This window comes from Sulfurimonas sediminis, assembly GCF_014905115.1.
Classification (GTDB): domain Bacteria; phylum Campylobacterota; class Campylobacteria; order Campylobacterales; family Sulfurimonadaceae; genus Sulfurimonas; species Sulfurimonas sediminis.
The window spans coordinates 1,602,582-1,629,318 of sequence record NZ_CP041235.1 but is presented as its reverse complement, the minus strand read 5'-3'; the positions used below and the strand labels follow the sequence as shown (position 1 = coordinate 1,629,318).

Sequence of the window (26,737 nt, the reverse complement as noted above, 5' to 3'; positions counted from 1 at the left end):
CCCAAGGGACTTTAATTCATGCTTCTTTACCAACCGAATTCTGGTTACTGCTATAACAGCGATTCTCTTTTTTTGTATGATTTTATCAACTCTTTTCATCCCAAAGGGAAAGTTCTGGATGTAGGTGCAGGTTGCGGAGTCGTAGGGCTGCTTGTTGCAAGAGACAATGAAAAAGTAGAACTTGAAGCAGTAGAAAAGCAGGAAGTTTTCAGGCATTTTTCCAAAACAAATGCCCGAGTCAACAAAATAGCGTATAGACTGCATGAGTGTGATTTTTTGGATATGCAAGAAGTACAGAAATATGACTATATTATTTCAAATCCGCCGTTTTATCCTGCTGGTGTACAAAAAAGCCAAAATGAGATATTATTTAATGCACGCTATAATGTGCACCTCCCTTTAGAGAAGTTTTTTAAAAAAGTATCGCGTTTGTTGCGACCACATTCACATTTTATATTTTGTTATGATGCCTCGCAGTTTGGAAATGTCTGCGTTGAACTTGAGAGAGTCAAAATGAAGATAGTGGATGTGCAGTTTGTCCACCCCAAAATTGACAGGAGTGCATCACTGGTAATGATACATGCAAGAAACGGTTCAAAGGCAATGATGAAAGTCTGGCCTCCGTTGATAAGTTTTGAGGGAGACAATCCTTCACAAAAAGTACAAAACATTTATAAAAAAGCCAATACACAGAGTATAAAATGTCAAATATAATAAAAAAAGAAAATTATCCCTATGCTTTTGATACCAGTGCATGTGCTACATGTGAAGGCAGATGCTGTACGGGTGAGAGTGGCTACATATATGTCACTAAAAATGAAATATTTGCAATTGCAGAAGTTTTAGCAATGGATGTTAATGAATTTGCGTTAAAATATCTCTTTAAGAAAGGGTATAAATACTCTATCAGAGAAAACAAAATCAATGACTCCTATGAATGTGTTTTTTATGACAGAAAAACAAATGGGTGTAAAATATACAATGCCCGTCCAAATCAGTGTAAAACATTTCCTTTTTGGGATTATTACAAAACCAGAGTTGATGAGCTAAAACTTGAGTGTCCAGGAATAATAGATGATTAGAATTCTCCTTTTAGTAACAGTGTCGCTGTTCTTTGTTTCATGCGCAACGCATCCCAGACCGATAAGTCCAAATGAAAAAGCTTTTGAGGGTGAAGATCTGTATATCATGCTTGCGTTAAATGCTGAACTTACAAAACATTATGATGTAGCGGCAAGACGCTTTGAAGAACTTTATGACAAAGCATCCAAAAAAGAGTATCTGTATCGCTCTTTGCATAACTATCTTGTGGCAAAAGAGAATGAAAAAGTGATTGAAAAAGTTGATGAAATAACACAGGGTACTTTCTCTGATCCGGCGCTCATCCGTTTAAAAATCATTGCTTTGATGGAAATGGGAAAACTCGATTATGCAAAAAAACTCTCAATTGCCCTTGCAAAAAAAACACAAAAAGCAGAGGATTACCTTTTAGCCAGTGATGTGTATATCAAAAACCAGGAGTTTGATGTCGCGTTAAAGTATCTTAACAGTGCGTATATGAAAGAGTATAATGAAAAAATACTTGATAAAATGGCAATTATTCTGTATGTTAATCTGCATAGGAAAAAAGATGCGATTGCCTATCTTGAGACACATACACGCATGCACGGATGCTCACAGCTTATATGTAACCGTTTAATCGGAATTTACAGTAATGAAAACAACATCGAAGGCCTGCTTTCTGTATACAAAAGACTTTATAGTTTAAAAAAAGACAAATCAGTCGCACAAAAAATAATCCGTATATATGCCTACAAAAGAGACTATGTCAAACTTATTGACTTTTTGGAAGAGACACATGCGGATGATACGGTACTTTTAGAACTTTATATGACAGGGAAAAATTATGAAAAAGCAAGTGCTCTGGCACAGAAACTGTATGAAAAAAGCGGAGATATAAAATATTTGGGACAAAGTGCTATTTATGAATATGAGGCACACAGCAAGAAAATGACAAAAAAGCTTTTGGCATCTATAGTAAAAAAGTTGACAAAAGTTGCCAAAGAGACAGATGAGCCACTCTATCTGAATTATTTGGGCTATATTCTGATTGATCATGACCTGGATGTCAAAAAAGGCATGGACTACATCAAAAAAGTTTTAAAAACAAATCCGGATTCTGCATTTTATCTGGATTCTCTGGCATGGGGCTATTATAAGCTGGGAAAGTGCGTTGAAGCGAAAAAAGTGATGGACAGGGTAGTTAATATGGAAGGCGGAGACAATCCTGAAGTACTCTTACATGTAAAGAAGATAGATGCATGCTACAAAAAGAGCTTAGAACACAATAAAGGGAAGAAGAAAAGATGATTTTAGATGACATTATTAAAAAAACAAAAGAAGATCTGGTACAAAGAGAGAAAGAGTTTTCGCTGGACTGGTTGGGACGCTCACTGGCTTTTAATGCTAGACAGCCGCGTGATGTGATTCCGTTTTTAAAAGCTACAGAGGAAGACCCCTACAGAATTATTGCCGAGGTGAAAAAAGCTTCACCTTCAAAGGGTGTTATTCGTGAAGATTTTGATCCGCTTGCCATTGCTCAGGCGTATGAACGCGGAGGGGCAAGTGCTATTTCTGTTTTAACTGAACCGCACTTTTTTCAAGGTTCTCTTGATTATCTTGCCGGTATTCGCAGATATGTTTCTGTTCCTCTTTTAAGAAAAGATTTTATTATTTCAAAATATCAGGTACTTGAAGCCCTGGTTTTCGGAGCTGATTTTATTTTGCTTATTGCGGCAGCTTTAAGCAAGAAAGAGCTCAAAGATTTACTGGGTTATGCAAGGCACTTGGGATTGGAAATTTTGGTTGAGGTGCATGACAAAAAAGATTTGGTAAAAGCCATTTACGCCGGAGCGGACATTATCGGGATAAATCACAGAAATCTGCAGACTTTTGAGATGAATATGAACCTTTGCTATGAATTGATTCCTTTGATACCAAACGGAAAAATTATTGTGGCCGAGAGTGGCATATATGAGCATGGACAGCTTGAAGATTTAAGCAAAGCAGGAGTAGACGCATTTTTGGTCGGTGAATCATTAATGCGCCAAGAAGATGAAGAGTTGGCATTAAAAAAACTGAAATTCGGAGAAAATTATGAAAAAAAATAAAATTATTATTCTGCTTTTTGCAGTAACAATGTTCTTTTTGAACGGATGTACGCAAGAAGCACAAAATAAAATAGGACGCTCTATCCAAAACTGGACAGGAACAAACGGTGTACTTGATATTTATATGGGTGGACAGCTTGTTCAAAGATTTATAAAAATTGATAAACTGACAACAGCTACAAGTACGGACGGAAATACACCGAGAAATTATCGTTACGGGTATGGTTATATAGATACCAACAGAAATCTTGTTGTTGATAAAGGGGAGAAAAAAGTCTACTTTGAAATCAGTAATTTTTCAACACCCTATGTGTTTTATGAAAATCCAAAGAACTAAATGATGGATGTGATTCAACTGTTTAAATATTTAATCAACTCAAAAAGTGAAACACCGGATGATGGCGGTATTTTGAATTTTGTTGAGGATTACCTTGAAGGTTTTGAAGCGATAAGAATTGATATAGAAGATGTCAAAAATCTTTTTATCTATAAAAAATTTTCCGAGGGTGAACATCTTTGTTTTGCCGGGCATGTTGATGTTGTTCCGGCAGGAAAAGGGTGGAATACAAATCCGTACGAAGCTGTAGAAAAAGAGGACTATATATACGGACGGGGTGCACAGGATATGAAAAGCGGACTCGCCGCTTTTATTCAGGCCGTAAAAGATACGAAAAACTTTAAAGGCACGCTCTCTTTGCTTTTAACTTCGGATGAAGAGGGAGAAGCAACAAACGGCACTGTCAAAGTGTTGGAGTATTTGCAAGAGCATAAACTGCTTCCCGATGCCTGTGTGGTAGCAGAACCGACATGTGAAAATGAGTTTGGCGATGCCATAAAAGTAGGGCGACGCGGTTCCATTAACGGATATCTGACCCTTAAAGGAAAACAGGGGCATGCGGCTTATCCTGAAAAAGCGGTAAACCCTATACACCAAATAGCAAACGTTTTGGGTGATATGGCAGGTGTTGATTTGGATGAGGGAGATGAGTTTTTTGCGCCTTCAAAGTTTGTCATTACCGATATCCGTTCTGGTATGCAGGTGACAAATGTTACACCCAATGAGCTGAAAATGATGTTTAATGTTCGCAACAATACAAAAACCACACAAAAAGAGGTAGAAGAATTTGTTGCCAGACATTTGCAGGGCCTGGACTATGAACTGCGTCTGACACAGGGTTCCTATCCTTTTAAAACAGATACGGATACGAAACTTGTCAAAAAAATCGACACAGCTATAGAAATGGTTACATGTAAAGTGCCAAAACACTCTACAGCAGGCGGAACAAGCGATGCAAGATTCATTGCACCACTTGGTATAGATGTAGTGGAGTTTGGTGTGAAAAATGATACCATTCACTCGATAAACGAGAGAACAACAAAAAAAGAGGTGCAAGATCTCTATAGCGTTTTTAAAACTCTTATCAGCGAGTGGAACAGGCAGTGAAATCTCTTTTTATACTGCTTTTTTTCAGTGTGAGTCTTTTTTGCGCACCGCTTCAGTGGAGTCATGACTATTTTAAAGCATTGTCAGAGGCAAAAAAAGAGCATAAACTCATCTATGTGCTAATCGTTTCTGACACATGCGGGTGGTGCAAAAAATTTGAAAAGACAACTTTGCAAAATACAAAGATTAAAGAGAGAGTTAATAAAGAATTTGTTACTGTTTTACTCTCAAGAGACAGACATGCAATACCAAAATTTTTGAAAACATCTCCTGTTCCAAGACACTATTTTTTGGATGAAACAGGAAAAATACTGTATGCATCTTTAGGATACAGAGACGAAGAGATGTTCAATGCATTTATGGACAATGCCCAGGAACATTATGAAATATTAAAGGATGAAAACTATGAAACAAGTACAGACAAATAAAGCACCTTCGGCTATTGGCCCTTACTCACAAGCTATAGTAACAAACGGAATGGTATATACATCAGGACAGATTGCATTAACACCTGAGGGTGGAGATGAACTGTTAAAAGAAGATGTAGGGGTACAGGCTGTTGCAGTTTTAAAAAATCTTCAGGCGGTTTTAGAAGAAGCGGGAAGTTCTTTAAATGATGTTGTAAAAACAACAATTTTTCTGGCAGATATGAATGATTTTGCCACAGTCAATGCAATCTATGAAAAAGCATTCGGTGAACATAAGCCAGCGCGTGCAACAGTAGCGGTAAAAACACTGCCTAAGAATGCTTTGGTTGAAATAGATGCCGTGGCATTAGTGACAGACTACTCTTTTTAAGTTAGGTAAATCCCACGAAAAATAAAACAAATCTTAATCAATAGATTCAAAAAAACTGGAAGAAATATTGCTTAGACTCCTAAAACAAGGAGTTTACCATCAAATTAATACGCACAAAAGCCTTACTTCAATCGCTAAAAAGTATCCCAGACTATAGAGTAGATACAGGGAAGATAGAATATCCATTGCACGAAGTTCTTTTCATGACACTTTTTGCACTTATCAAAGGAAATACAACTTTTAAGGATATATTTTCATGGATGATATATAACAAAGACAATGCAATACTCAAAGAGATTTTTGATAAAGAAGAGATAACGATTCCTTCCAAATCAACATATCATCGTTTATTGATAAACACAGATAATAATGCTTTGGAAAAAGTATTTAGAGAGTTCTTTTTTCCATTCATTGCACAAGAAAATATTGCTATTGACGGGAAGTGGCTGAGAGGTAGCGACGTGAATGGTCAATACACACAGGAAAGACATAAAGCAATACTAAATATCTTGGATAAAGATATAAAAATAGTGTTTGCTCACAAGTTTTTAGATAAAAATAAGAGTAGCGAAATTACTGCACTCAAAGAGGTTTTAAACGATAATATTTTTAGCAATGAAGGACAGATATTTTCCTTTGATGCACTGCTTACTCAATCAGAGATTCTCAACACTATTGATGAGCAAGGTAACAGATATATAGCAAAACTCAAAGATAACCAGAAACACCTCAAAGAGAAAGCTATAAAGACCATAGAAGAGTTTAATCAGCCTACAGATAGAGTTGATGATGAAGATAGCTATTTAACTGAAAACAACAAAAGAGTCTCTCGAAAAGTAGAAGTTTTTCAAAATAAAAGTGCTGATTTAGTTATGTATCATGAGAACTTTCAAAATATTCAATCACTCATTAAAGTGACGAAAACATTAACAAATGCACAGACTGGTGAAGTTACAATTTCAACTCAATATTTAATGGCTAACTTTAAAACAACTGCAAAAGAGTTTCTTCAAAAGATACTGCAACATTGGAGAGTGGAAACATATCACTATCACTTAGATATGCTTACTGAAGAAGATGACCATATAGCATATAAAGAGCCTTTCTCTATAGCTATTCTTAGAAGTTTTACTGTTAATCTTTATCAGTTGTTTTTAAATGAGAACAAAGATAAAAAGGTACTCCTAACCGGTAAAACTACAATGGCAGATATTAAAAGAAATGCTCTTTATCGTGATGATTTTAGTGTTCAATTGATTGAATCAAACTATGCTGATTAAGATTTGTTTTATTTTTCGTGGGATTTACCTATTTTTAAGTTATATTCCTTTTTGTTTAATCAAGACTTAAAGCTTGAATGGGTATAATTCCGGACTTTTGTAGAAATACAAGCTAAATATATGTAAGGACCATAGATGTACGCAATTATTAAAAATGGTGGTAAGCAGTATAAAGTTCAAGAAGGTGATGTTTTATCCTTAGATAAATTATCTCTTGACACTGGTGCTACGGTAGAGATTAAAGAGGTTCTGGCTGTAAATGCCGGAGAGCTTAAGATCGGAACTCCTTTTGTAGAGGGTGCAGTTGTAACTGCTGAAGTTATTGCAGAAGGACGTGACAAGAAAGTTGTAATTTTCAAAAAGCGTCGTCGTAAAGATTCTAAAGTTAAACGTGGTTTCAGAAGAGACTATACTCGTGTTAAAATCACGAAAATAGCAGCGTAATCAACACAACATAGAGCAATTAGTTGCGTGAGCTTTCCGCTGAGGAAAACTCAGCGTTAGCGTAGCAGAAGGGACTTTGTTCCTTCTGCGTACTATAATCAATGAAAAGGTTCCTTCAATTTAGGAACTAAATTTAAGGAGATAAGTAATGGCACATAAGAAAGGTCAGGGTAGTACACAGAATAATCGTGATTCGGCTGGTAGAAGACTTGGTGTAAAAAAATTTGGTGGAGAGGCTGTTATAGCCGGTAACATCATTATTCGTCAAAGAGGAACAAAAGTTCATCCGGGTAAAAATGTAGGTATGGGAAAAGATCATACTATATTTGCTTTGGTTGACGGTGTTGTTGCGTTTGAGAGAAAAGACAAAAAACGCCAACAAGTTTCCATTATACCTGCTGCGTAATTTCTACAGTATAAAACCTCTTGTTTCCATCATATCCGATGGAAACATATTCCACAAAGAAAATTTCAAAATATTTAATAAATTACTTTATAATTCATAGTATTTTCTTAAGTATTTAACATGGCACAGAGTCATAAAAAAGGATTTCACAAATGTTTACAGATAGTGTAGAATTAACAGTTAGTTCTGGAAAAGGCGGACAGGGATGTGTGGCTTTCCGTCGTGAAAAGTTTGTACTCAATGGTGGTCCAAACGGTGGAGACGGTGGAAAAGGCGGTGATGTATGGTTCAAATGTGACAACAATACACATACACTTTCACACTTCCAAAGAAAAATGCATATAAAGGCTGAAAACGGCAAACCTGGCGAAGGTTCGAACTGTACCGGGAAATCAGGTGCAAAAAAAGTAATCATTGTACCACCTGGAACACAGATTATTGACCAGGAAAGCGGAGAAGTTCTTTTTGATATGCTTGAAGACGGACAGGAAGTGAAATTTCTGCAAGGCGGAAAAGGCGGACTCGGCAATACACACTTTAAGTCACCGACAAACCAAAGACCGACATACGCACAGCCCGGAGAAAAAGGTGAAACAAGAAATATCAAGCTTGATTTGAAACTTATTGCAGATATCGGACTGGTCGGTTTTCCAAATGTCGGAAAATCTACGCTTATTTCTACTGTGTCAAACGCAAGACCGGAAATTGCAAATTATGAATTTACAACATTAACACCGAAACTCGGTCAGGTAAATATCGGGGATTATGAATCATTTGTTATGGCGGATATTCCTGGAATAATAGGTGGAGCGCATGAAGGCAAAGGCTTGGGTATAGAATTTTTACGTCATATTGAGCGAACGAAAATATTGCTGTTTATGATTGATTTAGCTTCATACCGGGACCTCAAAGAGCAGATAGAAACATTAAAGAATGAAGTAGTCTCTTTTTCTGAAAAATTGGGAGCTTCTCGTTATGCAATAGCACTTACCCGAACAGATATTGTACCTCAAGAAGAGGTAAATGAAAAAGTTGCAGAGTTTATTAAAATGCTTGATCTTAAACCAAGCAAGGGCAGTGAATTTGACTTTGACAAAGATTTGCCGTACTTCATTCAAGAAAGTGCAGATGAAACATTAGGGTATGATATTGAAAAGCCTTATTTTATCGTTCCTATTTCTTCCGCAATCAACAAAAATATTGAACCCTTAAAGTACGCACTCTTTAATTTAGTACAGCAGACAAGGCAGTAATTTCATGCGTGTTGTAGTCAAAGTAGGCAGTGCCGTCTTGACCCAGGATGGCAATATAGCACTTGATCGTATGCGTTCTCTCGTAGAATTTCTAAGCGAGTTAAAACAAGAGCATGAAGTGATTTTGGTCTCTTCAGGTGCAGTTGCGGGCGGATATACCGAGCTAAAACTCGATAGAAACAACATCGCGAACAAACAGGCTTTAGCCGCAATAGGTCAGCCTATTTTAATGAATAAATATGCGAACAAGTTTGCAAAATACGAAATACTGACAGCACAGGTGTTAGTGACTGCTGCAAATCTGAATACTCCCTCCGATATTAAGCGTGTGCGCGCAACTGTTGAAACGCTTTTGAAAAACAGTGTGCTTCCTATTGTCAATGAAAATGATGCAACGGCAACAGATGAACTTGAGCTTGGTGACAATGACCAACTCTCAGCATACATAGCAAAAGACATGCAAGCCGATATGCTTGTTATTCTTTCAGATATTGATGCCTACTATGACAGCGATCCAAGAAAAAACCCCGAGGCAAAAGCATTCAAAACAGTAAACAAAATCAGTGAAGAAGAGCTGCACAAAGAAGTTACTCCAAACAATGTTTTTGCAACAGGCGGTATCGTTACGAAACTCAAAGCTGCAGAATATCTCCTGCAGGCAAACATAGATACATTTCTTGCCAGTGGTTTTGATTTAAGTGATGTGAAAAGTTTTATGCTTGAAGGCTCCCACAAGGGCGGTACTCTCTTTACATGTAAAGGTTAGCAATGAAAAATATAATATTTATGGGGACACCTGAGTATGCCCAGAAAATTCTTCAAAAAGTGATAGCAACAGAAGATATAAATGTTGTTGCCGTCTATACACAGCCTGACAAACCGGTCGGGCGTAAAAAAGTACTGACGCCTCCCCCTGTGAAGCTTACTGCGCAAGAGTATAACATTCCACTCTACCAGCCAAAAAAACTTCAGGATGAGGAAACTGTAAAAGAGATTCTGGAAATTCCCTGTGATTTTATAGTGGTGGCTGCATACGGACAGATTTTGCCACGAGAAATTTTAGATCATGCACCCTGTATCAATCTTCACGCTTCGATTTTACCGCAATATCGCGGAGCAAGCCCGATACAGCAAACCTTGCTAAACGGCGACAATGTAACCGGTGTAACTGCCATGCTTATGGAAGAGGGGCTTGATACGGGTGACATTTTAAAAATTGAGAAAGTCTCTGTCGATGAGAAGATGATGGTTGAAGAGTTGTTTGAAAAGCTTACCCAGACTGCTGCTGATCTGACGATAGATGTGCTGCGTAATTTTCATACATATACGCCCAAAAAACAGGATGATGCACAGGCTTCACATTGTAAAAAAATAACAAAAGCAGACGGTGCTGTTGTTTTTGACAATGCACAGGAGATTTATAACAAATACCGTGCCTTTACCCCGTGGCCGGGAATTTATCTTGCAAGCGGACTGAAATTAAAAGAGATAGAACTTGAAAAAAAAGATGAAGAACATGCTGATGCCGGCAAAATAACTGCAATAGACAAAAAAAGTATTGTTGTTACATGTAAGCAGGGGGCTCTTCGCATTTATAAGGTACAGCCACAGTCAAAAAAAGAGATGGATGTTATCTCTTATATTAACGGGAAAAGACTCGGACTTGAAGATACATTACTATAATACACTGCCATCAACGCAGCTTTTTTTAAAAGAAGAGTTGAAAAACAAGAAGCTAACTGCTCCTGTAGCTGTGGTTGCAGATATTCAGACAAAAGGAATCGGCAGTCGAAATAACGAATGGAGTTCCCAAAAAGGAAATCTTTTTTTGTCCTTTGCCCTCAATACAGAACAATTGCCTCATGATTTAAAATTAGAATCTGTATCACTGTATTTTTCTTATCTACTCAAAGAAACTTTATCTGAATTTGGTTCAAAAGTTTTTTTAAAGTGGCCGAATGATTTTTATATCGGTACAAAAAAAACAGGCGGAATGATTACAAACAGGGTGGACGATACACTTATCTGCGGTGTGGGAATAAACCTTGTAACGGCACCACAGGGCTTTGTATCATTGGATATTATGCTCAACAGAAAAACATTAATTACAGCATATTTAAAAAAAGTAGAAAAAAAGGTTTTATGGAAGCAAGTTTTTAGCAAATATAAGTTAGAATTTGAAAACAACAAGGAGTTTTTTACCCATAGTGATGGTAAGAAAATATCACTTGAGTCTTGTGTACTCGAGAGTGATGGCAGTTTGAATATAAATGGTGAGAGGATATACAGCAGGCGATGAGTGAAGTAATAGTAATTGCAAATCAAAAGGGCGGAGTAGGCAAAACGACTACCGCTGTAAACTTGGCAGCGTCACTTGCTGTAGCAGAAAAAAAAGTGCTTTTGATTGACTCAGATCCGCAGGCAAATGCCACGACATCATTGGGCTTTCACAGAAATGATTATGAGTTTAATATTTATCATGTACTTATAGGCACAAAAAAGCTCAAAGAGATTATTTTGAAATCAGACTTGCCTACACTGCATTTGGCACCTTCAAACATAGGCCTTGTGGGAATAGAAAAAGAGTATTATGATGCAGACAAAGCAAAAGGGCGTGAACTTGTTTTGAAAAAAGCAATTGCAAATGTACAAAAAGAGTATGATTATATTATTATAGATTCTCCGCCAGCGCTTGGTCCGATGACTATCAATGCGCTTTCAGCGGCAAACTCGGTCATTATTCCTATACAGTGTGAATTTTTTGCACTTGAAGGGTTAGCACAGCTTCTCAATACTGTCAAATTGGTAAGAAAATCAATTAATCCGAAACTTGCTGTAAGAGGCTTTCTGCCAACGATGTTTTCATCACAAAACAATTTGTCCAAACAGGTATTTGCCGATTTGCGTCAGCATTTTAAAGGCAAACTGTTTAAAGATGCAGCAGATAAATATATAGTGGTACCGCGTAATGTAAGACTTGCAGAATCTCCGTCATTCGGAAAACCTGCAATTTTGTATGATGTAAAATCAAGCGGTTCCATTGCATACCAAAATTTAGCACAGGCGATTATACGATAATGAAGTCACAAAAATTAGGCAGAGGGCTGGACGCTCTTCTTGGAGAAATAGACGAGGCATATGAAAATGAAGGAAGCCAATATGATGCTGTATTGGAGATTCCGCTCAAAGATATCCGGCCGAATCCTTTTCAACCAAGAAAATCATTTGACGAAACTGCACTTTTGGAACTTGCCGAATCTATAAAAAATGACGGACTGATTCAGCCCATCGTTGTAACAGAAGATATTGACGGCTATATCCTAATTGCGGGAGAGCGACGACTTCGTGCTTCAAAGCTTGCAAAACTCAAAGAGATACGGGCAGTAGTTCTCAACTCTGATGAACAAAAAATGCGCCAGTTCGCTTTGATTGAAAATATTCAAAGAGAAGAGTTAAATGCTGTAGAACTGGCAGAGGCCTATACAGAACTTATAAAGCTGCATGATGTAACACATGACGAACTTGCCAATATTATTCACAAAAGCAGAACCCATATTACAAATACCCTGCGTCTGCTGCAGCTTGCTCCAAAAACACAAAAAGCACTGGTTGAAAAAAAGATTTCGGCAGGGCATGCAAAAGTAATGGTTGGCTTAAATGAAAAAGACCAGCAACTGATACTCAATTCGATTATAGGGCAGAAACTGAGTGTACGCGAAGTTGAAGCTATGATAAAAAGCATGAAAAATGTAGAGCCTGCACCAACTGATTCTGTAAAAAAGAGTGATGCAAATTATGATTTTGCACAGCTAAAAGAAAAATTCAGTGCACTCGGATTACATGTAAAAGCTTCTAAAAATAAAATAACCGTCAGTTTTGTATCACAAGATGAAATTGATGAATTTTTGACACATTTTAGAAACTAATCACTCAAATAACAAATTTATACCTCCATTTAACTATCGTTTCAATTTTATAATAGTATAATCACGCAACTTTTAGGAGGTGCTATGTTAGATATAAATCCAATACTACTTTTGGCTACATTTGTTGTATTTGTTTCCCTTATAGCCGTTCTGAACAGTTGGCTTTATAACCCATTACTTTCTTTTATGCAAAAGCGTGATGATGACATTAAAAAAGATCTTGAAAAAGTAGGATCAAATGACAATGAAATCAATGAGCTCAAAGCAAAAGCAGAGTCAATAATTATGAATGCCAAGCTGGAAGCTGCGGCCCTAAGAGAAAAAGTTATCGCGGATGCTAAGGAATTAGCTGACAGTAAGTTAGAATCAAAACGTGCTGAACTCGCGGCAGAGTATTTAGAGTTTGAGCAATCACTTGCAAAATCTAAAGATGAGTTGACTTCTGACTTAATGTCACAAGTTCCGGTATTTAAAGAAGCTGTAAAAGCTAAATTTAGTCAGATATAAAGGTGTAATGTGAGTAGAATTTTAGTATTAATGCTAATGATATCAACTTATGCATTGGCATCTGGGCACGAGCATGCAGGAACAGACATAGTTCAAAGAACTGTGAACTTTTTGCTGTTTGCCGGGCTTGTTTGGTATCTAGTTGGGGAACCTGTAAAGAATTTCTTTGCATCAAGAAGTCAGGCAATAGCTGACGAACTGAAAAAGGTTCAGGAAAAGCTGAATGAATCAATCGCTCTTAAAAAAGAGGCATTGGCAAAAATTTCTGAGGCTGAAAAGTTTGCTGAAGAGTTGGCGATTGTTTCTAAAAAAGAGAACAAAATTTTGAATGACACAATTATTGCACAGGCAGAAAGTGATATTGAAGCTATGGTGAAAAAATTTGCTCTCAAAAAAGAATTTGAAGAAAAGAAAATGATTCGCAGTGTTGTTGAAGATGTCATAAAAGAGACATTGAAACAAAGCAGTGATAGTTTTGACAGAGAAACTATGGCTAATATCATTTTGAAAAAGGTTGCCTAAATGGAAGAACTGATTGCAAAACGATATATAAAAGCTTTAGGTATGGGTTCTGACTTAGCATCTATGCAAAATATGACAACAGTATTTTCTGCCTTGGCAGAGTCATTTAAAAATGACAAGTTTGTCAGTATTATTGCTAACCCAAGCATAAAAGCTCAAGAAAAATCAAATATTTTGTTAGAGGCGGTAAAAAGTGCCAACTCTGATAAAATCAATAACTTTATCAAACTGTTGGTAGAGAACAAACGTATCAATATTATTCCGGTAATTGCACAGGAATTGAAAAGTGATTTGGCAAAAGCTGCTAAAACCTATGAAGGTGTTATTTACAGTGATACAGATATCGATTCAAAAGTAATAGAAGAATTGAGTGCCGGTTTAGGTAAAAAGTATGATGTAACTATCAGCCTGACATTTGTTAAAAATGACTTTAACGGCATAAAAGTAGAAGTAGAAGGTCTTGGTATAGAAATTAATTTTTCCAAAGACAGAATAGACAGACAAATTATAGAACATATAATAAAAGCAATTTAACTTTCAATGAGAGGAGAACAATAGTGGTAGCAAAAATTCAAGCTGATGAAATCAGCTCAATAATTAAAGAGCGTATCGACAACTTTGAACTAAGTGTTGATATCAATGAAACAGGTAAAATTGTTTCTTATGCCGATGGTGTTGCGAAGGTTTACGGACTGAGCAATGTTATGGCAGGAGAAATGGTAGAATTTGAAGAGGGAACAAAAGGTTTGGTTCTAAACCTGGAAGAGAGCAGCGTTGGTGTTGTTATTCTCGGTTCTGGTCCTGAGCTTCGTGAAGGAATGAGCGTGAAGCGTTTGGGAACACTTTTAAAAGTTCCTGTAGGGGATGCCCTTCTTGGTCGTGTTGTGAATGCACTTGGTGAACCGATTGACGGTAAAGGTCCGATTGATACTACAGAAGTTCGTTTTGTAGAAGAAAAAGCACCTGGAATTATGGACAGAAAATCTGTACATGAACCACTTGCAACGGGTATCAAAGCAATTGATGCACTGGTTCCGATTGGTCGCGGGCAACGTGAACTTATCATCGGTGACAGACAAACAGGTAAAACTACAGTTGCGCTAGATGCAATCATCAACCAAAAAGGCAACGGTGTTGTATGTATATATGTTGCCATCGGTCAAAAAGAGTCAACTGTTGCACAAATCGTTCGTCGTTTAGAAGATCACGGAGCAATGGAATATACAATTATTGTTTCAGCAACTGCCGCTGAAGCTGCTGCACTTCAGTTTTTAGCACCATATACTGGTGTTACTATGGGTGAGTATTTCCGTGACAATGCAAGACATGGTTTGATTGTTTATGATGATTTGTCAAAACATGCGGTTGCATATCGTGAAATGTCACTGATTCTTCGTCGTCCTCCGGGTCGTGAAGCTTATCCTGGTGATGTTTTTTATGTGCATTCTCGTTTACTTGAACGTGCTGCAAAAATGTCTGATGAAAACGGAGCCGGTTCTTTAACTGCTCTTCCTATTATTGAAACACAGGCCGGAGATGTTGCGGCATATATTCCGACAAATGTTATCTCTATTACTGATGGTCAGATTTTCTTGGAAACTGACTTGTTTAATTCAGGTGTTCGTCCTGCGATCAATGTCGGTCTTTCAGTATCTCGTGTTGGTGGTGCTGCGCAAATTAAAGCTACAAAACAGGTGGCAGGTACATTAAGACTCGATCTTGCATCTTTTAGAGAATTGCAGGCATTTGCCCAGTTCGCATCTGATCTTGATGAAGTTTCACGTAAGCAGTTAGAGCGTGGACAAAGAATGGTTGAAATCCTAAAACAGGGGCCTTTCTCACCACTTCCTGCTGAAAAACAGGTTGTTATTATATTTGCCGGAAATGAAGGTTTCTTGGATGATATGGATGTATCAAATGTTGTTCGTTTTGAAGCAGAACTTTATCCGTTTATAGAAGCATCATATCCTCAGATCTTTGAAAATATCAGAAGTACTAAAAAAGTAGATGATGAAACAAAAACACTATTGATGAAAGCACTAGAAGAGTTCAAAGCCAGCTTTGTAGCTAACTAAGGAATAACTTATGGCAAACTTGAAAGATATTCAAAGACAGATTAAGAGTGTTTCAAACACTCAAAAGACGACTCGTGCGATGAAGCTTGTATCGACTGCCAAGCTTCGCCGTGCAGAAGAACTTGCAAAACGTTCTCGTCTTTATGCTCAAAAAATGAATCAGGTCATTGCCGAAATAGCTGGACGCATAGAATGTAACAGAGTTGGAGGGTTGGAAAATCGCTTTTTTACAGCAATTGAAAATCCAAAAATGGTTGACATTATTTTTGTAACTGCAGATAAAGGTTTATGTGGCGGTTTTAATATTCAAACAATTAAAGCTGTAAATAAACTTCTAAAAGAGTACAAAGAGAAAAAAGTAAAAGTGCGTTTACGCGGAATCGGTAAAAAAGGGATAGAATACTATAAGTATAATGAAGTTGAAATGTTTGATACTGTCACAAACTTAAGTTCTAAGCCGAATAAAACGAGATCTGATGAATTTATAAAAACTTCTATCGAAGATTACAAAGAGGGCAAAACGGATGCTGTTCATATTATTTATAACGGCTATAAAAACATGATAACGCAAGAGTTACATGTAAACAATGTTTTGCCTATTGATGCAAATGATTTTGATTGTAAAGAAGTAGAATCAAAATCAATGATGGAAATTGAAGCAGAAGATGAAGATAAAATGCTTGAGTCTTTAATTGAAAAATATGTAAATTACAATATGTACTACTCTTTGATTGATTCAGTTGCTGCAGAACACTCTGCGCGTATGCAGGCTATGGATACAGCAACGAACAATGCAAAAGAGATGGTAAAAAGTTTAAATGTACAATACAATAAAGCGCGTCAAGCCGCTATTACTACAGAGCTGATAGAAATTATCAGTGGTGTGGAGTCTATGAAATAATGGAGAAAAATATGATTGGAAAAATTAGCCAGGTAATGGGTCCTGTTGTTGATGTTGATTTTGATGGTTATCTTCCAGTAATTAACGAAGCAATTGAAGTGAATGTTAATTTAGAAGGTAGTGAACATCGTTTGGTATTAGAAGTTGCAGCACACTTAGGTGACGGTCGTGTTAGAACGATTGCAATGGATATGAGTGAAGGTTTGGTTCGTGGTATGGACGCAAAAGCTACAGGTGCACCGATCAGTGTTCCGGTTGGTGAAAAAGTACTCGGTCGTATCTTTAATGTAATTGGTGAAACAATTGATGGCGGCGAGCAGGTTACTGACGCTCCAACATGGTCGATTCACCGTGATCCTCCACCATTGGTTGATCAGTCAACAACTACAGAGATGTTTGAAACAGGTATCAAAGTTGTTGACTTGCTCGCTCCGTATGCAAAAGGTGGTAAAGTCGGACTCTTCGGAGGGGCAGGTGTTGGTAAAACAGTTATCATCATGGAGCTTATCCACAATGTTGCACACGGACATGACGGTCTTTCTGTATTTGCGGGTGTTGGTGAAAGAACTCGTGAAGGAAATGACCTTTATTATGAAATGAAAGAATCGAACGTACTTGACAAAGTTGCACTGTGCTACGGTCAAATGTCTGAGCCTCCAGGAGCACGTAACCGTATTGCGCTTACAGGTCTTACAATGGCTGAGTATTTCCGTGACGAAAAGAAACTTGATGTATTGATGTTTATCGATAATATCTTCCGTTTTGCACAGTCAGGTTCTGAAATGTCAGCACTTCTTGGACGTATTCCGTCAGCTGTTGGATACCAACCGACATTGGCTCGTGAAATGGGTGCACTGCAGGATCGTATTACATCAACGAAAAACGGTTCAATTACTTCTGTTCAGGCAGTATATGTACCTGCAGATGACTTGACTGACCCGGCTCCGGCTTCAGTTTTTGCCCACTTGGATGCAACAACGGTTCTTAACCGTAAAATTGCGGAAAAAGGTATCTATCCTGCGGTTGATCCATTGGATTCAACTTCAAGACTGCTTGATCCACAAATTTTGGGTGAAGAGCACTACAATGTAGCTCGCGGTGTACAGCAAACACTTCAAAAATATAAAGATTTGCAGGATATTATTGCAATTCTTGGTATGGATGAACTTAGTGAAGATGACAAAAATGTTGTTGAACGTGCCCGTAAAATTGAGAAGTTTCTTTCTCAGCCGTTCTTTGTTGCAGAAGTTTTCACTGGTGCTCCAGGAAAATATGTTAAACTTGAAGACACAATTGCAGGTTTCAAAGGCATCTTAAACGGTGACTATGACCACATGTCTGAAAGTGCATTCTATATGGTCGGAAATATGGATGAAGCTATTGCTAAGAATGAGAAAAATAAATAAGCATATCGCTTAAGACAAAGGACTGTAATGGATACATTTAAACTTGAAATCCTAACGCCTGACGGTGAAATCTATAATGGTAAAGCTGTCAGTGTTGTTCTTCCTGGAAAAGAGGGAGAGTTTGGTGTTCTGGCAGGTCATGCATCTCTAACTACATTGTTAGAAGCTGGCGTGGTAGATATCGAAAAAGAAGATAAATCAGTCGAGTCTATTGTTGTTAATTGGGGCGTTGTTCAAGTTGATGAAGAAAAAGTTGTTATTTTGGTTGAAGGTGCTGCTGCAATTCGCGGTGAAACTGAATCTGAGATTGCGCAGGCACTTGATGCAGCGAAAAAACTTATTAATGAAATTGCAGATTCAAGCACTGCTATTGCATCAGTATCAGCAAAAATTGAATCTGCCGCACAAAAGTTAATATAGTAACCGTATGATTAATAATTTAATAGATTTTTATCTAAAAAGCCACCCTGTGACTCTCGGAGTATTGCTACTGCTCTCTTTATACTTTATAGTATTGAACTGGGTGTTTTTTTACCGCTATTTTTCTCTTAATAACTGGCTTTCTCGTGAAAGTGCTTCTCTTGAATCACTTTTACTTGGAGCTACTACTGTAAATGAAAACTCTTTTTTAAATAATTTTATAAAAACCAGTAATGTTGTTTCAAAAGAAGTTTTAGGACTCGGAATGCTTGCTGCGACAAAAGAAGCAACAAAAGGACTTTCCGTACTCTCTGTTTTTGCTTCTACTTCTCCTTTTATCGGACTTTTTGGTACAGTGGTCTCTATACTGGATACTTTTTCACATATCGGACAAAACAGCGGGGGTATGTCAATTATTGCCAGCGGCGTTTCGGATGCACTCGTCGCTACTGCATCGGGTATATTTGTGGCAATATTTGCGTATACATATCATCAGGTTTTGAAAAGAAACTCTTATGAACTTATCAGTTATATACAAATGCAAAGTGATGCGATTTTAGCACGTAAGGCGTAAAACAGTGCTGTATGATTGGGAAGAAAAACCAGAGCTCAACATTACTCCCCTTGTTGACGTAATGCTTGTACTGCTCGTTGTTTTGATGGTTATTGCTCCAAATATCATTTATGAAGAGAATATAAAACTGCCACAGGGCTCAACAACCGAGCAACTCTCGAAGATTCCTCCTGTACATATAACAATAGACAAAGAAAGAAATATAAAAGTCAATAAAGATATCTATCTCTTAAATGCTTTTATGGATAATTTTTCATTGTATGCAAGAAAGTTAAATAAAAAAGCAACTGTATTAATCAGTGCAGATAAACGTTTGGACTATGGTATAGTTATGTCAGTGCTTGCTGCGGTTAAACAAGCCGGTTTCACTGAGGTATCTTTAGCTACAAATGGATAACAACAGCCGTTATTTTTATATAAGTGGCTTTTTGTCACTCTCTCTTTTTGCATTTTTTTTATTCTCATTTCTTTATATGATGTTTAATGCTTCCAAAACAAAAGCATATGGCTATAAAAAAGAAAATTATATCTCTGTTTCAATCAATGTTACAAATACAAAGCACCCGCTGAAAAAGAAAAGTTCCAAAACAGTTCCCGCAACTAAAAAAGCTGTAAAAAACATAGATATCAATAATCTATTCAGTGATGTATGGACAAAGAAAATAGACAACAGTGTAAAAAAAGTTAAAAAAACCGATAATAAAAGACGGATAGAACAGATTACAAGAAAAATCAGGCCCACAAAAGAAGAAGAGAGAGAGTCTGTAACACAAAAGATCAGTACACTTCAGGCAAGCCATGATCCGTCAAAAAATGAAGCAACATCTGCTGCGAATGAAGTTAATGAATATTTGGCTAAAATTCAGGATATTGTTTATCAACATTTTAATGTGCCGCAAAACAGTGAGGGCAACAGTGTAAAAACAGTAATCGAACTTGACCCTTTTGGCAAACTTATTGATTTTAGAATACTGAGTTATTCTAACAATGAAGCACTCAATGAAGAAGCAGACAGGATTAAAGAACGATTGAAAAATGTTGTCTTTCCTGTCAACCCGAAAAACAGACCGAGCAGAACGATTGTTATATTAATTTCTAAGGAGTAGATTTTGAAAATATTTTTTTCTTTGTTCATTTTAATCAGCCTGGCTTTTGCAGGTGATGCAACTATAGAAGTAGTGAAAAAAGCAGACTCTTTGCCTTCCTTGGCAGTTGAAGATGCGTCGCTCAGCTATAATGACACATTTAAGCTGCGTTTTTTTAAGTCTCTTGTAGCAGATTTAAATGTTATTTCTCTATTTAATGTTGACAGGCATCACAGGTTTGCCGATTTTGATGATACAAATGTACTTGTCGCCAATAAAGATATGAATTATGTTTTGCGCTATAAACTGTTTGAGGATGACAACAAAGCTTTAAATATCGAAATGATTCTGTTTCACCAAAATGAAGTAGTCTTTTCAAAGCGATACAGAGTAAACAACAAAAATATTTATATGTTTATCTCTCATGCCATGGCTTATGATATCAATGAGTTTATGGGTGAGCCTTCTGTTGGATGGATGAAGAGAAAAGTTATATTTTCCCGTATAGTTGCACCTAAAAAAAGTGAAATTATTATTGCGGACTATACACTCTCCTACCAGCATGTAATCATCTCAGGCGGATTGAATATCTTTCCAAAATGGGCAAACAAAGCACAAACTGCATTTTATTATACATCACTGGATTCTTTTGAACCTACTTTGAAGCATGTTGATATTAAAACTGCAAAAGTGAAAAACATCATATCTTCTGACGGGATGATGGTATGTTCAGATGTCAGCGAAGACGGAAAAAAGCTGCTGCTGACAATGGCAAGAGACGGTCAGCCGGATATTTATCTTTACAATACAGAGACAAAAAAATATAAAAGAATTACCTCATACAGCGGAATAGATGTAAACGGACAGTTTATGGGAGATGATAAAATTATTTTTATTTCATCCCGTTTAGGCTATCCCAATGTCTTTTCCAAGAGATTGGACAACGGACTTGTAGAGCAGCTGGTTTATTATGGAAAAGCAAACTCTTCATGCAGTGCGCAAGGACATTATGTAGTCTATGAGGCCCGTGAAAGTTCAAATGCTTTTAGTGCAAATACATTTAATCTGCATCTTATCTCAACAGAAACTGATTTTATTCGCAGGCTCACTGCGACAGGAGTGAATGAGTTTCCAAGGTTTTCCAAAGACGGTGATGCAATTATATTTATAAAAAACTATAAATCGCAAAGTGCCATTGGCATTATTCGGCTGATGCACAATAAAAACTATCTTTTTCCTCTAAAATCAGGAAAAATACAATCTATGGACTGGTAAGGTTGTAAGTGTTCATCACTTATTACATTTTTTTGGTATAATATATCAATTTTAAAAGCAAGGAAATAAATAATGAAAAGTATAGTTCTTTCAAGTGTTGTAGTAGCACTTTTAGTTTTCAGTGGTTGTAGTACAAAAGAACCGGCAGTCGACACAAAGACTGAAGAAGTCACGGCACCGGTAGCACAAGAAGTTGAAGAAGTGATGACTGAAACTGTAACAGGTGAAAATGCGGAAATCAGTTCATCTACAAACAGCCTCAACAGCAATCAGTTCAGTACTGGTGCAATTGAATCAAAATTTCCTACAGTCTATTTTGATTTTGACAAGTATAACATCAGACCTGATATGCAGGAAAAAGTAGATACTGCAGCAGAACTTGGAAAAACTACTGCAAAGTCTTTTAATATAAAACTTGAAGGTAACTGTGATGAGTGGGGAAGTGATGAGTACAACTTCGCACTTGGACTCAAGCGTGCAAACAGTGTAAAAAAAGCTTTGGTTGCTGAGGGTGTTGATGCTTCTCGTATCTCTATGGTCAGTTACGGAGAGAGTAACCCTGTATGTACCGAACACACAAGAGAATGCTGGGCTAAAAACCGTCGCGTAAATTTTAAACTTTTACCATAAGTTTTATGTGATGAAAAGTAATATACGCACTTTATTACTTCTTACTTTTGTCTCTTCTTTATCGTTTGCTTCTGAACCTTCTGCGTTCGGAGCAGGCGACTTGACTGCACCGACACCCTACGGACTTACTCAAAGTGAAAAAGTTATTTTGCAAACAAAAGATACTTTGAAAAAAGTTGCCATAAATACAAAATCACAAGCCAGTAAACTTGATTCATTGCGTGAAAGAGTGGACGGCATACAAAGTGTTGTAGAAAATCTGAGTGTACGCTCTCATGAAAATAAGCTGGAATTACAAAAATTCAAAGAAGAAAACAGAGTAAATCTTGACAATATTCATGAGTTTCAAACCAGACTGGCTGAAAAAGTACAGAAGAATCAAGATGAGATAGCAAAACTGCAAACCATGATCTTTGCGCTTTCAAAAGTCGTAGATAAAATGAATGCTCAGTATGTAAGCAAAGAGGCATTCAATACTCTTGTAAAAGATATCAATGATTTTAAAACATTGATTGCAAAAGAGATGCAGTCTAGAAAAAAAAGTGTGAAACCGAGAAAAATAAGCAGTGCACAGTTATACAACCAGGCAAAAGCAAATTTTGACAAAAGATACTATACAAAAGCGATTCAAAACTATAAAGAACTCATCAAAAGAAAATACAAGCCGGCCTATGCACATTATATGATAGGCGAGATGAACTTTAAAAGAAAAAATTATGCACAGGCAATTTCATATTTTAAAAAAAGTGCTTCTTTGTATGACAAAGCTTCGTATATGCCAAAACTGTTGTTACATACTGCGATTGCGATGGATAAAACAGGAGACAAGGCACATGCAAAGGCATTTTACAATGCTGTAATTGCAAAATATCCTCATTCAAAAGAAGCAAAAGAGGCTAAGAAACATTTAGGCTAAACGGGGTAAAATATGCTTTTCAGCAATAATATAGATTATTATGATAAAATCCCAAAAAAATAAAAGGTAAAATAATGGCAATTCAAGACAATCAAATTGTATCAATGGAATATGAAGTACGTGATGGCGATCAAATCGTAGACAGTAACAAAGGCGGAGCTCCATTGGTATTTATGTTCGGAAAAGGACAAATTATTCCAGGACTTGAAAATGGAATCAAAGATATGAATACAGGTGACAAAGCTGACATCTTGGTAAAAGCGGCAGATGCCTATGGCGAGTATAATGCAGATGCAACTCAAGAGGTTCCAAAAGAACAGTTTGCCGGGATTGATTTAACTGAAGGCATGACTCTTTACGGTCAGGGTGAAGATGGCGGAACTGTGCAGGTTACAGTAAAAGAAATCAAAGATGATACTGTCGTAATTGATTTTAATCATCCTCTTGCAGGAAAAGATTTAATGTTCACTGTTGCCATTAACAATGTAAGAGATGCCTCTGCTGAAGAAGCAATGACTGGTGTTCCGGAAGAAAACAAACCTTCTGATGAAGAGGGTTGTTGTGGAACAGGTGGCGGCAGCGGTTGTGGATGTAACTAAATTTCTAACTGCCTGTGAGGCTTCCTCCCAGGCTAAAAAGACAGCGACTCTTTTAAAAACACTTACGGTAAATGCCCTTATTACAGGTGAGATAGGTGTTGGAAAAAAGACCTTGGCTTCTTTTATTCTTCCGGATGCATTTGTAATTGATGCATCTAATTTTGATGAGCTGCTTCTTTCTTTAGAAAACACACAAGCTATCATAATCACAAATCTTGACAATTCACCCAATATTGAACGTTTGGCACAGGCTGTAAAAGAAAACAATGTAAGAGTTATAGCAACGGCAAAAGACTCTTTTTCCCACCGGGCCATTGATGAGCTTTTTAGTGTGAAGTTTAATATTCCTCCTTTACGAGAGAGAATGGAAGATGTCAAAGCATTAATCGAAAAGTTTGTGAGCGAAGCCATTGTGTTGTTTGGTGAGTGCAGTAACTTTGACGTAAGTAATTTCAAACCTGATTTGTCTCAAAATGGCATCTCTTTAAAAAGACAGGTGATGATAAATTATTTACTTCAGGATATTCAAGACAATGAGCTAATGGATATTATTGAACATTATCTTTACGACAAACTTGGCTCCAAGAGTGATTATAGAAACTATTTATATCTTTATGAAGTACCGCTTCTCAAAGCAGGTCTGCATAAGTTTAAATCACAGGTACAGTTAGCTGAAAGTTTGGGTTTAAACAGAAACACATTACGAAAAAAGATAACAGAAAATAAAAAATATTTAGAAGGAAAAATATGAAAAAAATAGCTATGATATTTGCAGGACAGGGTTCTCAGGCAGTTGGCATGGGAAAAGATTTTTATGAAAATTCTGAAATTGCACGTGAAATGTTTGAGAAAGCCGGTGAAAGAATCGGTGTGGATTTTAAAGAACTTATTTTTGAAGAAAATGAAAAACTGGGGCAAACGGCCTATACACAGCCGGCAATTTTACTTGTTCAGATGATAGCATACAGACTTTTCAAAGAAGCTTGCCCTGACACCAAAGCCGAACTTTTTTTAGGACACTCTCTGGGTGAGTTTTCTGCTTTATGTGCAGCAGGCGCTATTGATTATGTAGATGCTGTAGAACTTGTGCATAAACGCGGTGCTTTTATGCAAGAAGCCTGTGAAGGAAAAAATGCAGGGATGATGGCTATTGTCGGTCTTGATGATGCAAGTGTGGAAAAAATTTGTAGTGATGCACAAAATGAAGGTAAGCAGGTATGGCCTGCCAATTATAACCAGGATGGACAACTTGTAGTTGCGGGAAATAAAGAAGATTTGGCATCAATGGAACAGACTTTTAAAGAAGCAGGTGCAAAACGGGCCTTACTTTTAAATATGTCTGTTGCATCACACTGTGATATATTGGCACCTGCACAGGAACCTCTTGCTGAAATTATGCAGACACAGATACAAGATACTTTTGAAGCCCCTGTGATTTCAAATGTTACAACAAAACCCTACAGTACAAAAGCCGAAGCAGTTGACCTTTTAAAAGAGCAGCTTGTAAAACCGGTAAAATACAAACAGTCTATTCAGGCGATAGCACCTGAAGTTGATCTGGCCATAGAGTTTGGTAACGGAGTTGTACTAAAAGGCCTCAACAGAAGAATTGCAAAAGAGTTGAAAACACTCAATATATCAGATATGGCATCATTGCAAAAAGTGAAAGAGGAAGTTTGCTCTTAATATGAGAGTCACACTTGCACAAACTTCACCGAAGTTAAACCGTACAAATCTCAATGACGCTGTTACATGTATAAACAGTGTCAAAGAGAGTTCAGATCTTATAGTCTTTCCTGAACTCTCTTTAAGCGGGTATTTGCTTCAGGATAAACTTTTTGAAGATGCCTATTTACCTGAAGAACTGAGCGTTTTTGAAGAGTTGAGCAAAGATATTGATATTGTTGTCGGCGCAGCACTCAAAGACGGGAATGTTTTTAGAAATACAGCGTTGTACTACAGCGGAGGAAAACTTCTCTCCAAGCATATAAAAGTCCATCTACCAAATTACGGAATGTTTGAAGAAGCCCGCTATTTTGAAGGCGGTGACACATTTGAGTCTTTTGTTGCGGTGAGAAAAAAAGTTTCGATGCTTATCTGTGAGGATTTATGGCACAGCAGTGTGCATGAAGAACTCACCAGACTTGATCCGGACTTGATTATCGTTCTTGTGGCATCCCCGGCTCGCGGATTTAATGAAAAATCTTTGGATATTCAAGACAAATGGTATGGAATTATCAGCAATGTTGCAAAAGAGTGCAGTGCAGAGCTTCTTTTTGTCAACCGTGTAGGATTTGAAGACGGACTTGGCTTTTGGGGCGGAAGCTGTATCGTTCAAAGAGAGGGCAAAAGAGTGCATCAGCTGCCACTGTTTGAAAAATCAATACAGACATTTACAATCGAGGAATAAATATGACAATAGCAATAATGGGTGCAATGCCTGAAGAAATCGCACCGATTTTAGAAAAAGTCGGTACATACAAAACAACAAAATATGCAGGAAACACTTACTACGAAGCAGATTACCAAGGGGTTGGTCTTATTATTGCCTACTCAAAGATTGGAAAAGTCTTTTCAACACTGACGGCTACAACCATGTGTGAACATTTTGGAGCAACAACACTTTTGTTTTCGGGGGTTGCCGGGGCAATATCGCCAAAACTCAAAATAGGTGACTTGATTGTAGCAACAAAACTTGCTCAGCACGATCTTGACATTACAGCCTTTGGACATCCTTTTGGATATGTGCCCGAGGGTGCTGTATATGTGGAAGCAGACAAAGAACTGATAGCCCTTTCAAAAGAGGTTGCAAAAGAGATGGGCAAAAATGTCCAAGAAGGTATCATTGCAACAGGTGACCAGTTTGTAGCCGATGAGAAAAGAAAAAACTGGATTGGAGAGACGTTTCATGCAGATGCACTGGAAATGGAGGGGGCAAGTGTTGCTGTTGTATGTGATGCTTTGGATGTGCCCTTTTTTATTCTTCGTGCAATAAGTGATGCGGCAGACATGGATGCAAGTTTTTCTTTTGATGAGTTTTTAGAGACGAGTGCTGTAGAGTCTGCTGAATTTATTATGAAAATGGTTGATAAACTTGTCGGTTAAA

General features: G+C 37.2%; 35 protein-coding genes. All 35 read left to right on the top strand.

Annotated elements, in window-relative coordinates; all coding sequences use genetic code 11:
* Positions 1 to 18 precede the first annotated feature (18 nt).
* Entirely contained in the window at positions 19 to 714 is a 696-nt protein-coding gene (locus tag FJR45_RS08830) for a tRNA1(Val) (adenine(37)-N6)-methyltransferase (protein WP_193150205.1), read from the top strand.
* Positions 702 to 1,082, top strand: a complete 381-nt coding sequence (locus FJR45_RS08825) for a YkgJ family cysteine cluster protein (RefSeq protein ID WP_193150204.1) — start codon at positions 702 to 704, stop codon at positions 1,080 to 1,082. The genes FJR45_RS08830 and FJR45_RS08825 overlap by 13 nt, the downstream gene beginning before the upstream one ends.
* Positions 1,075 to 2,370: a tetratricopeptide repeat protein gene (locus tag FJR45_RS08820; protein ID WP_193150203.1), complete on the top strand. Its 1,296-nt coding sequence runs from the start codon at positions 1,075 to 1,077 to the stop codon at positions 2,368 to 2,370. The genes FJR45_RS08825 and FJR45_RS08820 overlap by 8 nt, the downstream gene beginning before the upstream one ends.
* Positions 2,367 to 3,170 (top strand): indole-3-glycerol phosphate synthase TrpC, encoded by an 804-nt coding sequence (gene trpC / locus FJR45_RS08815; RefSeq protein ID WP_193150202.1) that lies wholly within the window; start codon positions 2,367 to 2,369, stop codon positions 3,168 to 3,170. The genes FJR45_RS08820 and trpC overlap by 4 nt, the downstream gene beginning before the upstream one ends.
* Positions 3,157 to 3,507, top strand: coding sequence for a hypothetical protein (locus FJR45_RS08810; RefSeq protein WP_193150201.1), 351 nt, complete (start codon positions 3,157 to 3,159; stop codon positions 3,505 to 3,507). Before trpC ends, FJR45_RS08810 begins: the two co-directional genes overlap by 14 nt.
* A gap of 3 nt (positions 3,508 to 3,510) precedes the next feature.
* Positions 3,511 to 4,614 carry a succinyl-diaminopimelate desuccinylase gene (gene dapE / locus FJR45_RS08805; RefSeq protein ID WP_193151932.1) on the top strand — a complete coding sequence of 368 codons (1,104 nt, stop codon included), beginning with the start codon at positions 3,511 to 3,513 and terminating at the stop codon, positions 4,612 to 4,614.
* Positions 4,611 to 5,042, top strand: coding sequence for a thioredoxin family protein (locus tag FJR45_RS08800; protein WP_193150200.1), 432 nt, complete (start codon positions 4,611 to 4,613; stop codon positions 5,040 to 5,042). Before dapE ends, FJR45_RS08800 begins: the two co-directional genes overlap by 4 nt.
* Complete coding sequence (locus FJR45_RS08795) at positions 5,020 to 5,412, top strand: RidA family protein (RefSeq protein WP_193150199.1); 393 nt, start codon at positions 5,020 to 5,022, stop codon at positions 5,410 to 5,412. Before FJR45_RS08800 ends, FJR45_RS08795 begins: the two co-directional genes overlap by 23 nt.
* A 98-nt stretch (positions 5,413 to 5,510) precedes the next feature.
* Positions 5,511 to 6,692 carry an ISAs1 family transposase gene (locus FJR45_RS08790; RefSeq protein ID WP_347402239.1) on the top strand — a complete coding sequence of 394 codons (1,182 nt, stop codon included), beginning with the start codon at positions 5,511 to 5,513 and terminating at the stop codon, positions 6,690 to 6,692.
* A gap of 135 nt (positions 6,693 to 6,827) precedes the next feature.
* Positions 6,828 to 7,136, top strand: a complete 309-nt coding sequence (rplU, locus tag FJR45_RS08785) for a 50S ribosomal protein L21 (RefSeq protein WP_151899903.1) — start codon at positions 6,828 to 6,830, stop codon at positions 7,134 to 7,136.
* 148 nt (positions 7,137 to 7,284) lie between these two features.
* Positions 7,285 to 7,542, top strand: coding sequence for a 50S ribosomal protein L27 (rpmA, locus tag FJR45_RS08780; RefSeq protein WP_193150197.1), 258 nt, complete (start codon positions 7,285 to 7,287; stop codon positions 7,540 to 7,542).
* Positions 7,543 to 7,694: 152 nt separating this feature from the next.
* Positions 7,695 to 8,795, top strand: coding sequence for a GTPase ObgE (obgE, locus tag FJR45_RS08775; protein WP_193150196.1), 1,101 nt, complete (start codon positions 7,695 to 7,697; stop codon positions 8,793 to 8,795).
* Positions 8,796 to 8,799: 4 nt separating this feature from the next.
* Positions 8,800 to 9,561 (top strand): glutamate 5-kinase, encoded by a 762-nt coding sequence (proB, locus tag FJR45_RS08770; protein ID WP_193150195.1) that lies wholly within the window; start codon positions 8,800 to 8,802, stop codon positions 9,559 to 9,561.
* A 2-nt stretch (positions 9,562 to 9,563) separates the two neighbouring features.
* The gene (gene fmt, locus FJR45_RS08765; RefSeq protein ID WP_193150194.1) at positions 9,564 to 10,478 is read left to right on the top strand and encodes a methionyl-tRNA formyltransferase; all 915 of its coding nucleotides are present in this window, start codon (positions 9,564 to 9,566) and stop codon (positions 10,476 to 10,478) included.
* Positions 10,459 to 11,094 (top strand): biotin--[acetyl-CoA-carboxylase] ligase, encoded by a 636-nt coding sequence (locus tag FJR45_RS08760; protein WP_264299320.1) that lies wholly within the window; start codon positions 10,459 to 10,461, stop codon positions 11,092 to 11,094. Before fmt ends, FJR45_RS08760 begins: the two co-directional genes overlap by 20 nt.
* Positions 11,091 to 11,873, top strand: coding sequence for a ParA family protein (locus FJR45_RS08755; protein WP_151899909.1), 783 nt, complete (start codon positions 11,091 to 11,093; stop codon positions 11,871 to 11,873). The genes FJR45_RS08760 and FJR45_RS08755 overlap by 4 nt, the downstream gene beginning before the upstream one ends.
* Positions 11,873 to 12,721 carry a ParB/RepB/Spo0J family partition protein gene (locus FJR45_RS08750; RefSeq protein ID WP_193150192.1) on the top strand — a complete coding sequence of 283 codons (849 nt, stop codon included), beginning with the start codon at positions 11,873 to 11,875 and terminating at the stop codon, positions 12,719 to 12,721. Before FJR45_RS08755 ends, FJR45_RS08750 begins: the two co-directional genes overlap by 1 nt.
* A gap of 84 nt (positions 12,722 to 12,805) precedes the next feature.
* Positions 12,806 to 13,228 carry a FoF1 ATP synthase subunit B' gene (locus FJR45_RS08745; protein ID WP_151899911.1) on the top strand — a complete coding sequence of 141 codons (423 nt, stop codon included), beginning with the start codon at positions 12,806 to 12,808 and terminating at the stop codon, positions 13,226 to 13,228.
* 9 nt (positions 13,229 to 13,237) lie between these two features.
* On the top strand, positions 13,238 to 13,750 hold the full coding sequence (locus tag FJR45_RS08740) for a F0F1 ATP synthase subunit B (RefSeq protein ID WP_193150191.1): 513 nt from the start codon (positions 13,238 to 13,240) through the stop codon (positions 13,748 to 13,750).
* Entirely contained in the window at positions 13,751 to 14,284 is a 534-nt protein-coding gene (locus tag FJR45_RS08735) for a F0F1 ATP synthase subunit delta (RefSeq protein WP_193150190.1), read from the top strand. It begins immediately after the preceding gene.
* A gap of 23 nt (positions 14,285 to 14,307) precedes the next feature.
* Positions 14,308 to 15,825, top strand: coding sequence for a F0F1 ATP synthase subunit alpha (gene atpA, locus FJR45_RS08730; protein ID WP_151899914.1), 1,518 nt, complete (start codon positions 14,308 to 14,310; stop codon positions 15,823 to 15,825).
* Between the two features lie 10 nt (positions 15,826 to 15,835).
* The gene (gene atpG, locus FJR45_RS08725) at positions 15,836 to 16,726 is read left to right on the top strand and encodes an ATP synthase F1 subunit gamma (RefSeq protein ID WP_193150189.1); all 891 of its coding nucleotides are present in this window, start codon (positions 15,836 to 15,838) and stop codon (positions 16,724 to 16,726) included.
* An 11-nt stretch (positions 16,727 to 16,737) separates the two neighbouring features.
* Positions 16,738 to 18,132, top strand: a complete 1,395-nt coding sequence (gene atpD, locus FJR45_RS08720) for a F0F1 ATP synthase subunit beta (RefSeq protein WP_151899916.1) — start codon at positions 16,738 to 16,740, stop codon at positions 18,130 to 18,132.
* Between the two features lie 27 nt (positions 18,133 to 18,159).
* A complete protein-coding gene (atpC, locus tag FJR45_RS08715; RefSeq protein WP_151899917.1) occupies positions 18,160 to 18,552 on the top strand; it encodes an ATP synthase F1 subunit epsilon in 393 nt (130 codons plus the stop codon).
* A 7-nt stretch (positions 18,553 to 18,559) separates the two neighbouring features.
* The gene (locus FJR45_RS08710) at positions 18,560 to 19,126 is read left to right on the top strand and encodes a MotA/TolQ/ExbB proton channel family protein (RefSeq protein ID WP_193150188.1); all 567 of its coding nucleotides are present in this window, start codon (positions 18,560 to 18,562) and stop codon (positions 19,124 to 19,126) included.
* A gap of 4 nt (positions 19,127 to 19,130) precedes the next feature.
* Entirely contained in the window at positions 19,131 to 19,523 is a 393-nt protein-coding gene (locus tag FJR45_RS08705; protein ID WP_255613193.1) for an ExbD/TolR family protein, read from the top strand.
* On the top strand, positions 19,516 to 20,232 hold the full coding sequence (locus FJR45_RS08700; protein ID WP_193150187.1) for a TonB C-terminal domain-containing protein: 717 nt from the start codon (positions 19,516 to 19,518) through the stop codon (positions 20,230 to 20,232). Before FJR45_RS08705 ends, FJR45_RS08700 begins: the two co-directional genes overlap by 8 nt.
* A 3-nt stretch (positions 20,233 to 20,235) precedes the next feature.
* A complete protein-coding gene (gene tolB / locus FJR45_RS08695) occupies positions 20,236 to 21,486 on the top strand; it encodes a Tol-Pal system protein TolB (RefSeq protein WP_193150186.1) in 1,251 nt (416 codons plus the stop codon).
* A gap of 72 nt (positions 21,487 to 21,558) precedes the next feature.
* Positions 21,559 to 22,116 carry a peptidoglycan-associated lipoprotein Pal gene (pal, locus tag FJR45_RS08690; protein ID WP_193150185.1) on the top strand — a complete coding sequence of 186 codons (558 nt, stop codon included), beginning with the start codon at positions 21,559 to 21,561 and terminating at the stop codon, positions 22,114 to 22,116.
* Between the two features lie 10 nt (positions 22,117 to 22,126).
* Entirely contained in the window at positions 22,127 to 23,032 is a 906-nt protein-coding gene (locus FJR45_RS08685) for a tetratricopeptide repeat protein (protein WP_193150184.1), read from the top strand.
* 74 nt (positions 23,033 to 23,106) lie between these two features.
* Positions 23,107 to 23,631, top strand: coding sequence for an FKBP-type peptidyl-prolyl cis-trans isomerase (locus FJR45_RS08680; protein ID WP_193150183.1), 525 nt, complete (start codon positions 23,107 to 23,109; stop codon positions 23,629 to 23,631).
* On the top strand, positions 23,579 to 24,382 hold the full coding sequence (locus FJR45_RS08675) for a DNA-binding transcriptional response regulator (protein ID WP_226966417.1): 804 nt from the start codon (positions 23,579 to 23,581) through the stop codon (positions 24,380 to 24,382). The genes FJR45_RS08680 and FJR45_RS08675 overlap by 53 nt, the downstream gene beginning before the upstream one ends.
* Positions 24,379 to 25,317, top strand: coding sequence for an ACP S-malonyltransferase (fabD, locus tag FJR45_RS08670; protein ID WP_193150182.1), 939 nt, complete (start codon positions 24,379 to 24,381; stop codon positions 25,315 to 25,317). Before FJR45_RS08675 ends, fabD begins: the two co-directional genes overlap by 4 nt.
* A gap of 1 nt (position 25,318) precedes the next feature.
* Entirely contained in the window at positions 25,319 to 26,041 is a 723-nt protein-coding gene (locus FJR45_RS08665) for a nitrilase-related carbon-nitrogen hydrolase (RefSeq protein WP_193150181.1), read from the top strand.
* Positions 26,042 to 26,043: 2 nt separating this feature from the next.
* The gene (locus tag FJR45_RS08660) at positions 26,044 to 26,736 is read left to right on the top strand and encodes a 5'-methylthioadenosine/adenosylhomocysteine nucleosidase (RefSeq protein WP_193150180.1); all 693 of its coding nucleotides are present in this window, start codon (positions 26,044 to 26,046) and stop codon (positions 26,734 to 26,736) included.
* Position 26,737: the final 1 nt, after the last annotated feature.

Excerpts from the sequence above, each read along its gene's own strand:
- FJR45_RS08830 (WP_193150205.1), top strand. The coding sequence starts at position 19 with ATGCTTCTTTACCAACCGAATTCTGGTTACTGCTATAACAGCGATTCT.
- FJR45_RS08825 (WP_193150204.1), top strand. The coding sequence starts at position 702 with ATGTCAAATATAATAAAAAAAGAAAATTATCCCTATGCTTTTGATACC.
- FJR45_RS08820 (WP_193150203.1), top strand. The coding sequence starts at position 1,075 with ATGATTAGAATTCTCCTTTTAGTAACAGTGTCGCTGTTCTTTGTTTCA.
- trpC (WP_193150202.1), top strand. The coding sequence starts at position 2,367 with ATGATTTTAGATGACATTATTAAAAAAACAAAAGAAGATCTGGTACAA.
- FJR45_RS08810 (WP_193150201.1), top strand. The coding sequence starts at position 3,157 with ATGAAAAAAAATAAAATTATTATTCTGCTTTTTGCAGTAACAATGTTC.
- dapE (WP_193151932.1), top strand. The coding sequence starts at position 3,511 with ATGGATGTGATTCAACTGTTTAAATATTTAATCAACTCAAAAAGTGAA.
- FJR45_RS08795 (WP_193150199.1), top strand. The coding sequence starts at position 5,020 with ATGAAACAAGTACAGACAAATAAAGCACCTTCGGCTATTGGCCCTTAC.
- rplU (WP_151899903.1), top strand. The coding sequence starts at position 6,828 with ATGTACGCAATTATTAAAAATGGTGGTAAGCAGTATAAAGTTCAAGAA.
- rpmA (WP_193150197.1), top strand. The coding sequence starts at position 7,285 with ATGGCACATAAGAAAGGTCAGGGTAGTACACAGAATAATCGTGATTCG.
- obgE (WP_193150196.1), top strand. The coding sequence starts at position 7,695 with ATGTTTACAGATAGTGTAGAATTAACAGTTAGTTCTGGAAAAGGCGGA.
- proB (WP_193150195.1), top strand. The coding sequence starts at position 8,800 with ATGCGTGTTGTAGTCAAAGTAGGCAGTGCCGTCTTGACCCAGGATGGC.
- fmt (WP_193150194.1), top strand. The coding sequence starts at position 9,564 with ATGAAAAATATAATATTTATGGGGACACCTGAGTATGCCCAGAAAATT.
- FJR45_RS08755 (WP_151899909.1), top strand. The coding sequence starts at position 11,091 with ATGAGTGAAGTAATAGTAATTGCAAATCAAAAGGGCGGAGTAGGCAAA.
- FJR45_RS08750 (WP_193150192.1), top strand. The coding sequence starts at position 11,873 with ATGAAGTCACAAAAATTAGGCAGAGGGCTGGACGCTCTTCTTGGAGAA.
- FJR45_RS08745 (WP_151899911.1), top strand. The coding sequence starts at position 12,806 with ATGTTAGATATAAATCCAATACTACTTTTGGCTACATTTGTTGTATTT.
- FJR45_RS08735 (WP_193150190.1), top strand. The coding sequence starts at position 13,751 with ATGGAAGAACTGATTGCAAAACGATATATAAAAGCTTTAGGTATGGGT.
- atpG (WP_193150189.1), top strand. The coding sequence starts at position 15,836 with ATGGCAAACTTGAAAGATATTCAAAGACAGATTAAGAGTGTTTCAAAC.
- atpD (WP_151899916.1), top strand. The coding sequence starts at position 16,738 with ATGATTGGAAAAATTAGCCAGGTAATGGGTCCTGTTGTTGATGTTGAT.
- atpC (WP_151899917.1), top strand. The coding sequence starts at position 18,160 with ATGGATACATTTAAACTTGAAATCCTAACGCCTGACGGTGAAATCTAT.
- FJR45_RS08710 (WP_193150188.1), top strand. The coding sequence starts at position 18,560 with ATGATTAATAATTTAATAGATTTTTATCTAAAAAGCCACCCTGTGACT.
- FJR45_RS08700 (WP_193150187.1), top strand. The coding sequence starts at position 19,516 with ATGGATAACAACAGCCGTTATTTTTATATAAGTGGCTTTTTGTCACTC.
- pal (WP_193150185.1), top strand. The coding sequence starts at position 21,559 with ATGAAAAGTATAGTTCTTTCAAGTGTTGTAGTAGCACTTTTAGTTTTC.
- FJR45_RS08685 (WP_193150184.1), top strand. The coding sequence starts at position 22,127 with ATGAAAAGTAATATACGCACTTTATTACTTCTTACTTTTGTCTCTTCT.
- FJR45_RS08680 (WP_193150183.1), top strand. The coding sequence starts at position 23,107 with ATGGCAATTCAAGACAATCAAATTGTATCAATGGAATATGAAGTACGT.
- FJR45_RS08675 (WP_226966417.1), top strand. The coding sequence starts at position 23,579 with ATGAAGAGGGTTGTTGTGGAACAGGTGGCGGCAGCGGTTGTGGATGTA.
- fabD (WP_193150182.1), top strand. The coding sequence starts at position 24,379 with ATGAAAAAAATAGCTATGATATTTGCAGGACAGGGTTCTCAGGCAGTT.
- FJR45_RS08665 (WP_193150181.1), top strand. The coding sequence starts at position 25,319 with ATGAGAGTCACACTTGCACAAACTTCACCGAAGTTAAACCGTACAAAT.
- FJR45_RS08660 (WP_193150180.1), top strand. The coding sequence starts at position 26,044 with ATGACAATAGCAATAATGGGTGCAATGCCTGAAGAAATCGCACCGATT.